At 62.4% G+C, this 14,025-nt stretch carries 13 protein-coding genes and 1 pseudogene; 4 read left to right on the plus strand and 10 right to left on the minus strand.

Translation table 11 applies throughout. From position 1 onward, the window contains the following. Positions 1-66: 66 nt before the first annotated feature. A complete protein-coding gene (locus ACNAOT_RS03970) occupies positions 67-1,389 on the plus strand; it encodes a serpin family protein (RefSeq protein ID WP_420180113.1) in 1,323 nt (440 codons plus the stop codon). On the opposite strand, the gene ACNAOT_RS03975 is transcribed toward ACNAOT_RS03970, so the two are convergent. After that, positions 1,386-2,000, minus strand: a complete 615-nt coding sequence (locus tag ACNAOT_RS03975) for a TetR/AcrR family transcriptional regulator (protein ID WP_179018786.1) — start codon at positions 1,998-2,000, stop codon at positions 1,386-1,388. The genes ACNAOT_RS03970 and ACNAOT_RS03975 overlap by 4 nt on opposite strands. Before the next feature lie 302 nt (positions 2,001-2,302). On the opposite strand from ACNAOT_RS03975, the gene ACNAOT_RS03980 reads away from it, so the two are divergent. Further along, positions 2,303-3,235 (plus strand): cytochrome b/b6 domain-containing protein, encoded by a 933-nt coding sequence (locus tag ACNAOT_RS03980; protein WP_091465285.1) that lies wholly within the window; start codon positions 2,303-2,305, stop codon positions 3,233-3,235. Here ACNAOT_RS03980 and ACNAOT_RS03985 read toward each other — a convergent pair. From ACNAOT_RS03985 to ACNAOT_RS04005, 5 genes are all read right to left on the minus strand, one after another. After that, a complete protein-coding gene (locus ACNAOT_RS03985; RefSeq protein WP_370628852.1) occupies positions 3,232-4,065 on the minus strand; it encodes a hydroxymethylpyrimidine/phosphomethylpyrimidine kinase in 834 nt (277 codons plus the stop codon). The genes ACNAOT_RS03980 and ACNAOT_RS03985 overlap by 4 nt on opposite strands. A gap of 66 nt (positions 4,066-4,131) precedes the next feature. Further along, entirely contained in the window at positions 4,132-5,121 is a 990-nt protein-coding gene (locus ACNAOT_RS03990; protein WP_420180114.1) for a TAXI family TRAP transporter solute-binding subunit, read from the minus strand. Beyond that, the gene (locus ACNAOT_RS03995) at positions 5,114-6,526 is read right to left on the minus strand and encodes a sensor histidine kinase (protein ID WP_420180115.1); all 1,413 of its coding nucleotides are present in this window, start codon (positions 6,524-6,526) and stop codon (positions 5,114-5,116) included. The genes ACNAOT_RS03990 and ACNAOT_RS03995 overlap by 8 nt, the downstream gene beginning before the upstream one ends. After that, positions 6,523-7,185 (minus strand): response regulator transcription factor, encoded by a 663-nt coding sequence (locus ACNAOT_RS04000; RefSeq protein WP_420181115.1) that lies wholly within the window; start codon positions 7,183-7,185, stop codon positions 6,523-6,525. The genes ACNAOT_RS03995 and ACNAOT_RS04000 overlap by 4 nt, the downstream gene beginning before the upstream one ends. A gap of 172 nt (positions 7,186-7,357) precedes the next feature. Then, the gene (locus ACNAOT_RS04005; RefSeq protein WP_179018778.1) at positions 7,358-8,755 is read right to left on the minus strand and encodes an MFS transporter; all 1,398 of its coding nucleotides are present in this window, start codon (positions 8,753-8,755) and stop codon (positions 7,358-7,360) included. A gap of 311 nt (positions 8,756-9,066) precedes the next feature. Between ACNAOT_RS04005 and ACNAOT_RS04010 the strand changes: the two are divergent. After that, a pseudogene (locus tag ACNAOT_RS04010) lies at positions 9,067-9,450 on the plus strand (methyltransferase family protein); the annotation flags it as partial. Between the two features lie 92 nt (positions 9,451-9,542). Here ACNAOT_RS04010 and ACNAOT_RS04015 read toward each other — a convergent pair. From ACNAOT_RS04015 to ACNAOT_RS04025, 3 genes are all read right to left on the minus strand, one after another. Further along, positions 9,543-9,995 (minus strand): hypothetical protein, encoded by a 453-nt coding sequence (locus ACNAOT_RS04015; RefSeq protein ID WP_420181224.1) that lies wholly within the window; start codon positions 9,993-9,995, stop codon positions 9,543-9,545. 78 nt (positions 9,996-10,073) lie between these two features. Further along, complete coding sequence (locus tag ACNAOT_RS04020) at positions 10,074-10,985, minus strand: TIGR01777 family oxidoreductase (RefSeq protein ID WP_420181116.1); 912 nt, start codon at positions 10,983-10,985, stop codon at positions 10,074-10,076. Beyond that, entirely contained in the window at positions 10,985-11,647 is a 663-nt protein-coding gene (locus tag ACNAOT_RS04025; RefSeq protein WP_420180116.1) for a TetR/AcrR family transcriptional regulator, read from the minus strand. The genes ACNAOT_RS04020 and ACNAOT_RS04025 overlap by 1 nt, the downstream gene beginning before the upstream one ends. Before the next feature lie 313 nt (positions 11,648-11,960). On the opposite strand from ACNAOT_RS04025, the gene ACNAOT_RS04030 reads away from it, so the two are divergent. Further along, positions 11,961-12,671, plus strand: a complete 711-nt coding sequence (locus ACNAOT_RS04030) for a queuosine precursor transporter (RefSeq protein ID WP_420180117.1) — start codon at positions 11,961-11,963, stop codon at positions 12,669-12,671. 81 nt (positions 12,672-12,752) lie between these two features. On the opposite strand, the gene tgt is transcribed toward ACNAOT_RS04030, so the two are convergent. Continuing rightward, positions 12,753-14,024 (minus strand): tRNA guanosine(34) transglycosylase Tgt, encoded by a 1,272-nt coding sequence (gene tgt / locus ACNAOT_RS04035; RefSeq protein ID WP_420181117.1) that lies wholly within the window; start codon positions 14,022-14,024, stop codon positions 12,753-12,755. Position 14,025: the final 1 nt, after the last annotated feature.

A 14,025-nucleotide genomic window follows, 5' to 3' on the forward strand; every position in this document is an offset into this window, starting at 1 on the left:
CTTCGGGTGAATTCCATCTTCAATCGGAGCACCATGTGAGAACAACGCCAAACAGGGGGATGCGCCATGAAACGAACCGGCAGAGTCACAGCGCTGCTCGCGGCAGCAGCGCTGGTGAGCGGTTCCGCGACTATCAGTGCCTGCGCGCCGCAACCAACCGACGTCGGGCTCCAAACCGCCGACGGCGTGACTCGCGTTTCAGTCCAGACGACGGACTACTCGGCGCAGCTTGCCGCGTTCAATGCGTCGGCGCGCAAGCTCGGCGCCACGCTACTCGCCGATGGCGGCGACTCGGATAACGGCAACGTCGTGTCGTCGCCCGCCAGCTTGCTGATTGCGTTGAGCATGCTTCGGGCCGGGGCATCCGGGGCCACTGCTGCGGAGATGGACTCAGTTCTGGGTTTCCCCGGAGAGGGGCGCGACGAAACGATGAACGCACTGCTCGCCTCCCTTGAAAAGTTCGACGGCGACCCCGGCTCAGTGGATGAAGAGAACCCGCCGCGTAAGCCGGTCATGCACGCCGCCAACGGGCTGTTCGTTGACAAAGGTGTGCCCACCGGCGAGGCCTTTCTCACCACACTCGCCAAACATTTCGGCACAGGCGTCTACCCGGTGAACTTTCGGGACGAGGCCGTGACCAAACCAGCAATCGACCAGTGGGTCAGCAGGAACACCGGCGGCCGGATCAAGGAAGCACCCGCACAATACGATCCTGACAACACCTTCAGCCTGCTCAATGCCCTTTACTTCGCCGCCGCCTGGCAAACGCCCTTCGACGCGGACGACACGTCGGACGGCCCCTTCACCAAGGGCAGCGGGGAAATCATCAACGTGCCAATGATGCACTCTTCGCTCACCATGGCGTACGCCGAAGGGCCCGCGTGGCAGGCCGTGGATCTGCCTTACGCCGAGGGTTTTGTCATGCGGCTGGTACTGCACGACGGCGATGCGCCGGGTTCCGCTGCTGCGTCAGGTGCGGCGGGTCAGGCCGCCGCTTCTGCGGCAGTGCTGACCGACGTGGCTAAAGGATTGGGCGCCGCCCAACAGGACATGGTCCAGATCAGCCTTCCCAAGTGGGACCATAAAACCACGTTTGAGCTGAGGAAAGTCTTCAAAGCGCTCGGACTCAACCAGATGCTGGCCACGGACAAAGATTTCGACGCGATCCAGCAGGGCATGAAACTGACGCAGGCGGCTCAGGCAGCCAACATCACCGTTGCCGAAAAGGGGACCATTGCCTCCGCGGTGACCCAGATGAATGCGGAGGCCTCCAGTGCCGTGGTTCCGGAGCGGGAGATCGTCCTCGACCACCCCTTCCACTACCAGATCGTTCACTTCGAGACCGGAATGCCCCTGTTCATGGGATGGGTGGCGGACCCGCGAAGCTAGCGGATCAAGCGGCCCACCAGCACTGCGGCGGCTTCGACAACCTCGTCGGCCTCGCGCTTAGTGTGACTGAAGGCCACTTCCTGCCCGGCGACGGTGATGATGTCCGTGATCACGGCAACGGTGAGCCTGCCAAGGGTGTCGTCGCTGGCGCCCAAGAGCACGGAATTTTGCCGCACCCATTCGCGCCCACGTTCCCGCCGGAGTACCTCGAAACCCGGGGGAGTGTCGCCCTCAATGAACACCCGCTCCAAGTGCCGGTGCTTCCAGGTGTAGTCGAAGTAGCTGCGGCTGCCCACGTTGAACAGCGCAAGGGGATCGTTCTCACCAGCCTTGCGCGCCTTCGCCACGGACGCGGCGACCAAGCGCTCGTGTTCGTTTTGGTAGTCGTCCCATAGGGCGAGGAAGAGCTCAGTTTTCCCGCCAAAGTGGTGATAGAGGCTGCCCACGCTGGATCCTGCCCGCGCCACGATGTCCGAGATGCTCGCGTCGGTAAAGCCGTGCTCCACGAAAACGCTGGCAGCCGCGTCCAGGAGATTGCGCTGTGTTGCCGCAGTGCGGGTCCACTGCCAGGAACCGGCAGTGGTGGCTGCATCGGATGTTTTGCGAACCACGCTCGCGCTCCTCTCGCAGGCAGAAGAAAGACCGGAGTGTTGCCCGGCCATTTTTTGGAATCTTACTCTGGAGAGAATCCACATAGCCAACACCAAGCCTTGACTGGCCCACAGGGAACAGGAAATAATTCTGGAAGTCTGTTCTAGAAATGCATGTTGCGGCGTGTATCCGAATGCTGCGATTTTTGACGTCGAACGCCCCGAAACCCGGGTGCCGTTTTCACCGTCGGGCTGCAACTGGTTGAATCGCTATATAGCGCCAACTGGTCGCAGCCAAACAAGCCAGAGAGGAACGCGGCCTGATGTCCGTTTCAAGCAAGTCGTCCGGGATCACGTCGAACAGGTGGTTCAAACCCGTCGTCGTCACCGCAGGAGCTTTGGTGGTGGCACTGATTCTGGTGCTCGTTGCGCAATGGCTCCGGACCCTCCAGCCCGTGCAGCAGTTCCTCACCGACTACCCGGGGCACTCGGCCATTCCTGAAGGCGCCCCCACAGGGTTCCCGGCCTGGCTTGGCTGGCAGCACTTCCTCAATATGTTCTTTATTGTCCTGATCATCCGGTCGGGCTGGCAGGTGCGCACCACCACCCGCCCGGCTGCCAACTGGACCCGGAACAACAAGGGTTTCATCAAGACCAAGAATCCCCCCACCAAGATCAGCCTGGACCTATGGTTCCACCTGACTCTGGATGCGCTCTGGGTCCTGAACGGCATCATTTTCATCGTGCTGCTTTTCGCTACCGGTCAGTGGCTGAGGATCGTTCCCACCAGCTGGGACGTCTTCCCGAATGCCATCTCGGCCGGGCTGCAGTACGCATCACTGAACTGGCCCGTTGAAAACGGCTGGAACAACTACAACAGCCTCCAGCTCCTCACCTACTTCATCACGGTCTTCATTGCCGCGCCGCTGGCCATCATCACGGGCATCCGGATGTCCGGGGCGTGGCCCAAGAAGGCTGCAATCAACAAGTTCTACCCGATCGAGCTGGCCCGTAAGATCCACTTCCCGGTGATGATCTACTTCGTGGCCTTCGTGATCGTCCACGTGACCCTGGTGTTGGCAACCGGTGCCCTGCGGAACCTCAACCACATGTACGCCTCCAACGACGACAACAGCAGCTGGTGGGGCTTCGGGATCTTCGCAGCATCCATTGTCTTCACGGCGGCCGCTTGGTTCCTGGCCCGGCCCCTGTTCCTGCGCCCGATCGCCTCGCTCATGGGCAAGGTCTCGCGCTAACTGGCCCCGCCCTGCCACAGGGCGTCAAACGGAGCACCCGAGGACACTCGGTTCTTGATGCCGGCGGTCACGAAAGCCTTCGCCGTTCGGGCAGCTTCCAGCGGCGCCGCACCCTTGGCCAGCTCGGCAGTCACTGCGGCAGCAAGCGAGCAGCCGGCACCGGATACAGCTACTTCGCCAACTTTGGGCGCGCGCAGGACCTCCAGCGTCTCGCCGTCGTAGTAAACGTCGACGGCGTCCGGGCCTTCCAGCCGAACCCCACCCTTGGCAAGGACTGCTGCGCCGCTGATCTCATGGATGCGAATGGCGGCGGCCTTGAGCGACTCTTCATCGGTGATGGTGAGTCCGGACAACGACTCGGCCTCGAAGTGGTTGGGAGTGACGAACGTAGCCAACGGCAGGATCTGCGCCTTCAAGGCCTGGTCGGTGTCCAGGGCGTGGCCAGGTTCCTGTCCCTTGCAGATCAGCACCGGGTCCAGCACTACGTGCCTGAAGGAGCCGTCGGTCAGTGCGTTTTCCACGGTGCTGATGGTCGCCGGGCTTCCGAGCATGCCGATCTTCACGGTATCCAGCACGGAAGGTGCGCCGGAAGCGGCACCATATGCCGCCGTCGTGGCTTCCAACTGGTCTGCAATGACTTGCTGGTCCACGGGCACAAAGCGGTGGTTCCAGTTGTCCTGCGGGTTGAAGGAAACGATGCACGTGAGGTTCGCGATGCCGAACACTCCGAGTTCCTGGAAGGTCTTGAGGTCGGCCTGCGCGCCGGCGCCACCGGTCGCTTCGGAGCCGGCAATGGTCAGGGCAATGGCAGGGGCAACGGCTGAAGTCATGTGTTCCATTTTGCCATTCGCTCCGTCACACGCCGATTTTCGCGCCGCCCGGCTAACCGCGCAGGCTTAACCGTGCAGCGCCCGGTAAGTCGCCTCTGCAGCCGGATGCAGGGGCAGGCCAGCTGTGTTGATCAGAGTTTCCGGGCTGAGGAATTGAACGCCAGTGCTGGACTTCGGCACCAGATCCTGAGCCTGCCCCACCAGCAACTCCACGATCTGCCGAACAACATGATCCGCCAGATCCCTGCGGCACAGAAGCAGGTTGGCCACTCCCACGGTCCACACGGCAGGCGCGTTTCCGTAGCTGTTTGCGGGAATGAGGACGCGGTCGTAGAAGAATTCCGACTGAGCCCGTGTTGCCGGCACGAGCTCGGAGAGGTCGAGGAGCCGCACGCCAAGGGACTGTGCCGCGGCAGCGATGGGCGCAGTAGGGACACCTCCGGACTGGATCATCACGTCAATCGAACCGTCTCGCAGTGACGCCAGCGCTTGGTTCAACCCAAGGTTGACCTGGCTCACGGCCCTGCCCGGCCCTGCCGTCGCGCCCGAGAGTCCTGCGGCAGCAATGATTCGGCCGGCCGTCAGGGTAGTGCCCGAGCCCACTTCGCCCACGCCTGCGGTCTTCCCGGCGAGGTCGGCGAAGGTTCGGATGCCGCTGTCCTCGCGCACAATGCAGTGGACGTAGTTTTGGTACACCTTTCCCAGCGCTACCAACTGCCCGTCGTCCTTGCCAAGGGCTGTGGCCTGCGCGGCGGCGTCGGCCAGTGCGACGGCGAGCGTGGCCTCGCCGGATAAGACCCGCTGGATGTTCTCCAGACTTCCGCCGGTGGTCAGCGCGATTGCCTTTTCAGTCACCCTTTCCCGCTGCAGCAGGTCCGCGAGGAGGGCGGCAAACTCTAAGTAGAAGCCGCCGGATTCGCCGCCGGCAACGGTCAGTTCCGGTGGCCGTTCCTCCGGTGTGCAGGCCGCAGTTGATGCGAGCAGGCCGCCGCCCAAGCCGAGCACGGCAACTGCTAATAGGGCGCTTCGCCGGGAGATCGTAGGTAACTCAGGCATGCGAACCGTACCTCGGCCGCGCAAATTCCAGCCGGGCAGTCAGCCCGTGTGGCTCATTCGCTTCCAGGACCAGCTTCGCGCCGTTCGCTTCAGCGAGCCGTTCCACAATGGTCATACCCAGCCCATTGCCGGGGATCCTGCTGTGCTGTGGTGCCCGCCAGAATCTGGTGGTGGACGCGGCGAGTTGATCGGCCGGGAGGCCGGGACCGTCGTCGGAAACCTCGACGGCGGTGCCTCCCTGCGTCTGCCGGCTCGCCACCGTGATGCGTGCCCCCGGAGCGTATTTGAGGGCATTGGCGAGGAGTTCACCCACCATGTGCGCGAGTTCATCCGGGTCACAAACGATCTGGTTTTCCGACGCTGGGCCCTCTAACGTCAGCTCCGACGCGGCAAGGCGAGCGGCCGGCGTCGCCCTCTCCACTTCACCTTGCAGGACGGGGAAGGGGTCGATGACGGCCAGGCGCTTGTGCTCTGAAGGCTCCACTCGGGCAGAGCCTTCAGAGGCGCGGTGTTCAGCGGTTGCCAGCTTCAGCACGCCGTCGAGCATTTCTTCCACCCGCTCAAGTTCGGCCACAACGCCGGCGGCCGCGTCCTTCTCAGGCTCCGAGTTCAAGGCGAGCTGCAGCAGATCGATCCGAAGCCGCAGCGCCCCAACAGGGTTCCGGAGTTGATGCGAAGTATCGGCGATGAGCCGGCGCTGCGACTCCATGCTGCGGGTCACGGTGTCGGCCATGGCCGTGAAGGAGCGGCTCAACTCACGCAACTCAGGCGGACCGGCTTCGGGAAGTTGGCTGGTTTTGCCCGTGGCCGCGAGCTCGTGGACTGCCTTGCTCAGCCGGTGGACCGGGCGCAAAACCCAGGCCGTGATCCGCGACGCCGCCACGAGCAGCAGCATGCCCAGCGCCACCGCGGCAAGCCCGACGACGAGCCACCGCTCCCGTAGCTTCTGCCGGGCTGCGTCCAGGTTGACTTCAACAACCACTTCGCCGAGTACCTGGCTGGCCGTGCCGAAGGACCTGGAGATGAAGTCGTTGCCTGTGCCGAACGCCCGGATGGGGTTCAGCGTAGTGTCGCTGAGATTGAGGCTCGCCCGGTTCAGCGCTTCGCTGACCTCTGGTTGGTCCTCGCTGAGGCCCCCGGAGCGAAGGGTCTTCTGTTGGAGCCGGATCAGGATTCCTTCACCATAAAGCTCCGAATAGCGGTCTATCTCGCGCTGCAGTTGGGTTGTGTTGTTGTCCTCAGCGGCGTCGCTGGCCAGTTGCGCAAAGCGGTTGAGGGCTGCGACGCGGTTGATCTGCAGCTCCTGGGTGAGCTCCCTGCTGGCCGATGTCAGGATCACGCTGGATACCGTCACTACAATGACAACAACCAGCAGGCTGAGGATGCCGAGGACGCGGACTTTCACGGTTGCTCTACGCGGTAGCCGACGCCTCGGACGTTGATGATGAACCCGGGAAGTTGGAGCTTGGACCTGAGGCCTGTGAGGTGCACGTCCAAGGACCGGGAGTGTGCCAGGAATGCATCGCCCCAGAGTGCGTCCAGGATCTGCTCCCGGGTCACCACCGACCCTGCGTTCCTGACCAGCAGGCTGAGGAGGTCGAATTCGGTTGCGGTTAGGGCGAGTTGTCTTGTGCCCACCGAGGCCACCCGGCGATCGAGGTCTACTTCCAAATCCCCGAGGACGATGGCATGCGGAGTTTCCTGGCCGGAACGGCTGGTGCGCCGGGTGACAGCTTCGATTCTGGCGAGCAATTCCACGAGCTTCACGGGCTTGACCAGGTAGTCATCGGCTCCGGATCGGAGGCCCAGCACCACACTCCGTTCGTCGTCGCGTGCGGTCAGGATCAAGATGGGGATCTGTGTGACTTGGCGCAGTTTGCGCAGGACGTCCAAGCCATCCAGGTCCGGGAGGCCGAGGTCCAGTAGGATCACTTCGTGTTGCCGGTGGGCCAGGAGTGCGTCCTCGCCGCGGGATACCCGGGTGTGCTTATGGCCGGCGGAGGCGACGGCTGCACTCAAGGCCGACGCCATGGCGTCGTCATCCTCGACGATGAGCACGTGCACGGTCAGGGTCCTTTGGCTTGCTGGGCTGGGTTCGCGGGTTTGGTTCATGGGCTTGTTCGCGGGTTTTGGTTCGCGGGTTTTGGTTCGCTACTAGAGCTTAACGTTGTGAGGCCCGCTCTGCGCTCTTCGGAGTATCCAAAGGGCGCAAAGCGGGCCTCACAAGGCAGCCAGGTCAGGCGTTGACGAGGTCCTTCTTGTCGTCGTCGTCCTTCGCAGTGCCCTTTGCCGCGAAGGCGTTGCCCTGCTCCGCGTCCAAGTGCGTCGGCTTCTTGTTCTTTAGCGCGAAGATGTACACCAGCAGGGAGATGAAGATCGCAGCCGTGACATAGGTGAAGAACATGTCCACCTGGCCCGACTTCTGCAGGGCCGCACCGATCAGCGGAACCGTCCCGCCGAACAGCGAGTTGGCAATCGCATAACCGAGTCCAACGCCGAGCGCGCGGATGGATGCCGGGAACAGTTCAGCCTTCACCAGCGCGTTGATGGACGTGTAGCCGCCCACCATCAGCAGGCCACCGAACATCAGGAGGAACGCCACGAACGGATCCTTGGTTCCAGCCAATGTGGAGAGCAGCGGCCACGTGAACAGTACGCCAGTGACGCCGAACCAGATCAACAACGGCTTGCGGCCGATCTTGTCCGAGAGCATGCCGTACACGGGCTGCAGCAACATGAAGATGAACAGCGCCCAGAAGTTGATCACGGAGGTATCGGTCTTGGCGATGCCGGACGTATCGTTCATGAACTTCAGGATGAAGTTGGTGTACGTGTAGAACGCCACGGTGCCGCCGAGGGTGATGCCGATGCAGATGAGAAGTGGCTTCCAGTGCTTGGTGAACAGCAGCTTCATGGTGCCGGGCTGTGCTTCGCCCGCAACCTTGACGTGCGCGGCGCGGAGCTGATCGGAAGAGAGGGTTTCTTCCATGGAACGGCGGAGCCAGAGAACGACCAGCGCAGCCACGCCTCCGATGGCGAACGGAATGCGCCATCCCCACTCCGTCAGGTCCTCCTTGCTCATGGTGTTCTGCAGGATCACCAGCACCAGGAGGGCCAGCATCTGGCCGCCGATCAGTGTGACGTATTGGAAACTGGAGAAGAAGCCGCGGCGCTTGGCCGTTGCAGCCTCGGACATGTAGGTGGCGCTGGTACCGTACTCGCCGCCCACTGAGAAACCCTGGACCATGCGGATGAACACCAGCAGAATCAGGGCCCAGAGGCCGATGACATCCTGCGTCGGCAAAATGGCGATGGCGAAGGACCCGGCAGACATCATGGTCACGCTGAGTGTCAGCGCAGCCTTGCGGCCCTTGCGGTCGGCGTAGCGGCCGAAGAACCAGCTGCCGATCGGGCGCATGAGGAACGACGTCGAGAAGACGGCCATCGCCTCAAGCCCTGCCTGCAGGTCGTCCGAGGAGTTGAAAAAGTGCGACTGGAAATACGCCGCGAAAACCGTGTAGACGTAGAGGTCGAACCACTCCACGAGGTTGCCCGCGGAGCCCTTGAGGATGTTGCTCACGGCCTTGCGTGTCTGGGCGGCTTCGCTCAGAGTTTCAGCTTGTTGGGTGCTCATCAATGAACCTTCCTGGACGGCGCCTGATACGGCAGCCGTGTCTTGCATGAGTTCGTTCTGTCCATGAAGCTGGTGCTCATGGCGTCCTTGCGCATGGCTCTTCGTCGACTAAGAAAGGCCCTCCAAGGTGAAGAGGACATGTTCCAAACTATGGGTGATGCACGGCACAGCCCTAGCTCGCGGGGGATTTCCTAACACTTCCTTAGGTTTCGGCTGGCCCGTGTTGAGGTCCGACGGCGGTCGCTTGCCTTGGATTCCCGGCCGCAGCTTCCGCTGTGGCTTTCCTGAAGCGCCGGGGTTATCTTCTTGGCATGGGCGCATTTCTGCGTGTGGCGCGCGCAGTGAAACAGGAGGCAGCCAATGTTCCGCTGCCGCCGGGACAAGTTGCGGGTCTGGTGCTGGATGCAGTCCTCAACCGCTTGCATCCCGTTTCCGTCCCTGAGCGCAGCGTCGGACAAAAAGCGGCCGGCGCTGTGTTGGTGCTGGCCGGCGCAGGAATCACCGGTTGGGCGGTTTGGGAGCGCCGGCGTGAAACGGCGGGAAGCTTTCAGCTGGGCCATCCCGAGGGCTTAGTGACCACCGGCCCCTATGCTGCGAGCCGCCATCCGATGTATCTCGGGTGGTGGATGATTCACGCAGGGGTGGCGGTCTCCAGGGGTTCTGCCTGGCCCGTGGTGACTATGCCTGCTGGAATGCTGGTGGAACATCTGGGCGCGTTGTGGGAAGAATCCGTGCTCCGACAGCGATTTGGCGAGGCATACGCCGACTATGAGCGGGATGTTCCGCGCTATATAGGTTCACCGGCACGGTTGATGCGCACCAGTTTCCAGATGGCAAGGCGGCCAACTCCCGCTGCGACGGCAATCGACGACGAAAACAGAAGTGAAGCCGTGGACGAAAATGCGCCGAAAGGCACACACATGAGCAATCCCGCAGCGAAGAATGCGGCCACGTGAAGCCACTGATTCCGAACGCGTCGCAGGGCGAGTCCGAGGATGGAACCTACCGCGGCACCAACTGCCCAGACGGGGAGCAGGCTGTAGATGAAAAAGACAACGGCCCACTCGGGACTCTGGCTGGACAGCAACACACAGAACGTCAGGTGCGCCACGGCGATGCCCAGAGTCAGTCCCTTGCCTCCCAGCACCACCCGATCCTTCGGTCCGTAGCGCCATCCGGTGGATGGGCTCCTTGTTGCCGGCGCGTACTCTTCATCGATTGACCAAGGGTTCTGGCTCATGACTACCTCCGAGTGATGTGAGCGAGCGTTCGGCTGAAGGGGTGATCATGTGAGCGAGCGTTCGGCTGAAGGGGTGGTTTATGTGAGCGAGCGTTCGGTTTGACCGGCGGTGATCGCGTTGAGGGCACCGGCCAGGGTTGGGTGCTCAAACGCGAACCCGGCGTCGAGCAGTTTCCGGGGCTCCACCCATCGGCTCTTCAGCACAAGCTCTGTTTGAGTACGGATCAGGATGGCGCCGGCTTCGAGCAGCCACGCGGGTGTTGGGATGCCGAACGGGACACCCATGCTTTGCCGGACAAGTGACATCAGCTCGCGGTTGTCCACAGGATAGGGTGTTGCCGCGTTCACCGGTCCGGTCAGCTCAGTGTGCTCGTGCACGAACAACACTGTCCTAAACAAGTCCTCCACATGGATCCAACTGAACTTTTGCGTGCCATGGCCCATGTACCCGCCCAGTCCCAGCCGAGCAAGGTTCCGGAGCGGGCTCATGACACCACCCGCACCCAGGACAATTGCAATCCGCAGCGGCACTTTTCGTGTGTCCGGAACTGAAGCTGCCGCCAACTCGTCCTCCCAGGCGCGGGCAACGTCCACGGAGAATCCGCTGCCCAGCTCGCCAGACGCCTCAGACTGGGGTTCGTCATCCGCGTGTCGGTAAATGGTGCCGGTGCTCGAGTTGATCCAAGTTCTCGGCCGTTCGGCGCAAGCGGCAACCGCACAGCCCAACGCCCGTGTCGTCAACACCCGGGAGTCCAGAATCTCGCGGCGGTGCCGCTCGTCGTATCGGCAATTCACGGAGCGTCCGGCGAGGTTCACCAGCAATTCGGCGCCGTCAAGCGCTTTGGTGATGGCGCCGTCGTCGTGCCATTGAGCGTCAGCCGAAGTGTCCCGCCCGACCGTCCGCACCACCCATCCTTCAGCAACAAACCGACGCCGGAAGTAGCTTCCAATGAAGCCGCTGGCGCCGGCAATCGCCACCGTCCTCCGCATCACGAGTCTTCCTTGACGCTTCGCACGAGCCCCAGGACGTCGTCGAAGACCTTGCTGACACCGGGAATTTTCGCGAGTGACAAGCCTCGGGCCACCAGCGGGGCTGCGCCGTCGATTAATTTCCGCGTGCGGCGTTGGCCCTCGGACCGGTCGTAAACCCAGAACAGCGCGACGCCCATGTACGCCAGCCACAGCAGTTCGGGCAGATCGCCGCGCAACTTTTTCGCGACGGCGGGGGAGGAACCTTCGACGGCGGACCGAAAGATCGCGAGGGAAGCCTCGCGGGCGGCGGTGGACGCCTCGCCGAACGGGTTGACGGGCGACGACGGCCGGATCGCGGTCGCAATGAAGTCGGAACCGAACTGGTGGTACGGAGACATGACGTCCACTCCTGTGTGCAGAACTGCTTTGAGGCGCCCGGCGAGATCCTGGATGCCTTCGAGTGCCTGCGCTGCCGCCACGGCGTGTTCGTCCTGCACTTGGATGTAGAGCTCCTGGACGAGTTCGTCCTTTGAGGCGAAGTAGTAGTAGGCGTTGCCGACCGAGACTCCGGCCTCCTGGGCGATGGCGCGCATGGTGGTCTTTTCGAAGCCGATTTCACGGAACATCTTTAGCGCGACGTCGGCCACCAGCTGGCGGGTCTGCTCACTCTTTGCTGCCATGGTGCCGCTCCTCAAGCTCATTTTTGAACGTGTTCAAGAATGAGTATGCCATGGTTTCTGAACGTGTTCAAAAGTGGGTCTGTGAGCGAGCGTTTGATTCAAGCACATGGGAGGTGAGCGAGCGTTGGGGTCAAGCACGTGGGAGGTGAGCGAGCGTTTGATTCAAGCACGTGGGAGGTGAGCGAGCGTTGGGGATGAAGGAGTGGGAGAATGGAATCGGTGCCGGGCCGGATGCCCCACCAACCCACAGTGCTAATACAGCGGGGTTCCCTCACCAGGGAGCCTGCGCGAACCACTACGAAATGGATGACCCATGCCCTCGCCCTCAGGCTCCAGTACTTTGAGCAAGCCCGCTCCGCGCTTCGCTTCCATCGGTTCCCCGTATTTCGGCATCATGCTGGCCATCATGGCTGTGGTGCTGATCCTGTCCAACATCGGCGCTTCCAAGGGCGTGGTGATCGGGCCGATTATCACTGACGGCGGGTTCTTCCTCTTCCCGATCGCCTACATCCTGGGCGACGTGATGAGCGAGGTCTACGGTTTCAAGGTGGCGCGCAAAGCCATCATCACTTCGTTCGCGCTCTCGGTGTTCGCATCGCTCTGCTACTGGATCATCATCGTGCTTCCCGGCTTCAGCGACGAGTACGGCACCGCAAAGCAAGCAGCCATCGAAGGTGCTCTGGGCCCGGTTCCGCTGATCGTCCTCGGTTCACTGCTCGCTTTCCTGGCCGGGCAGACCATCAACTCGTGGATCCTGGTGAAGATGAAGGCGCGCACGGGCGAGAAGTCCCTGTGGGCGCGCCTGATGGGCTCGTCCGTGGTGGGCGAATTCGTGGACACCCTGATCTTCTGCAGCATCGCGGCGTCGGTCATCGGCATCACGGACTTCGGCTCGTTCCTGAACTACGTCCTGGTTGGCTTCGTCTACAAGACGGCCGTGGAGTTCTTGTTCGTCCCCGTCACCGTGCTGGTGGTTGGTTGGATCAAGAAGCGCGAGCCCAGCTACGGGGTAGCCGCAGCCTAGTCTCGGGCCGAGATCGCCGGAAACGTGTGAGTTCGCCGGAAGTTTCCGCACGCTCACGCATGCTTCCGGCGATCTCGACGCCTACGAGTAGTACCGACCCAGGGTCTCCGCCTTGAACTCGAAGAAGTCCCCGGATTCGATAGCCAGGCGCGCGTCGTCCACCATTTTCACCACGAAGCGCTCGTTATGGATGGAGATCAGGGTTGCCGAGAGCATTTCCTTGGCCTTGAACAGGTGGTGGATGTAGGCCCGTGAATAGTTCACGCAGGTGTAGCAGTCGCAGCCGTCCTGCAGTGGCCCGAAATCGGTTTTGTACTTGGCCCCGGACAGGTTGAACCGGCCGTACGGGGTGTAGAACGCCGAGTTTCGGGCAACACGTGTGGGGGAGACACAGTCGAACGTGTCGGCGCCGTTCTCGATGGCCGTAAAGATGTCGTCCGGTTCGGAGATGCCCAACAGGTGCCGCGGCTTGTTTTCGGGCAGTTCCTCGTTGCACCAGCGCACAATCGTGCCCAGGTTTTCCTTCTCCAGAGCACCGCCGATCCCGTACCCGTCAAAGGGCATGGCACCCAAATCCTGGCATGCCTTGCGTCGGAGGTCCTCGTATTGGGCGCCCTGGATTACGCCAAAAAGCGCTTGGTAGGGCTTATCAGCACGGGAAGACGTCAACGCAGCATGTTCTTCCAGGCAGCGCAAAGCCCAGAGCCGCGTCCGTTCCAGCGATTCCTCCTGGTACGCACGCGAGTTCTGCAGCGTTGTGAGTTCGTCGAAGGCGAACATGATGTCTGCGCCGATCTGGTGCTGGACCTGCATGGAGATCTCGGGGGAGAAGCGGTGCCGGTCTCCGTTCAGGTGCGATTTGAACCAGACACCGTCGTCGTCAATGTGCGCCAGCCGCTCCTTGCCGGGCGCTACTGCGTCATCCGGACCGGAGCTGTCCACATTCTTCATATCGATGACCTTCTTGAACCCCGAGCCCAGGCTCATCACCTGGAACCCGCCGGAGTCGGTGAACGTCGGCCCCGCCCAGTTCATGAACGCGCCAAGCCCGCCAGCGGCGTCGAGAATCTCCGGCCCCGGCTGTAGGTACAGATGGTAGGCGTTGGCAAGCACAGCCTGCGCACCGAGCTCGGCGATGGACTCCGGCAGCACCGCCTTCACGGTTGCCTTGGTCCCGACGGCGATGAACGCGGGCGTCTGGATGGTCCCGTGCGGTGTGGTGATGGTTCCGGTTCGGCCTAGGAAAGCGCCGCCGTTGGCGTCTACCTGAGCGTCCGACGGCGGGCACGTTTCCGTGAGGCGCTTACCCACCGAGAAGGAGAACTCGGATTGCCGGGCAGTCAGCCCTGGCAAC

Origin of the sequence: Paenarthrobacter sp. TA1.8, assembly GCF_048595705.1 — a bacterium.
In the GTDB taxonomy this organism is placed as follows: domain Bacteria; phylum Actinomycetota; class Actinomycetes; order Actinomycetales; family Micrococcaceae; genus Arthrobacter; species Arthrobacter nitroguajacolicus.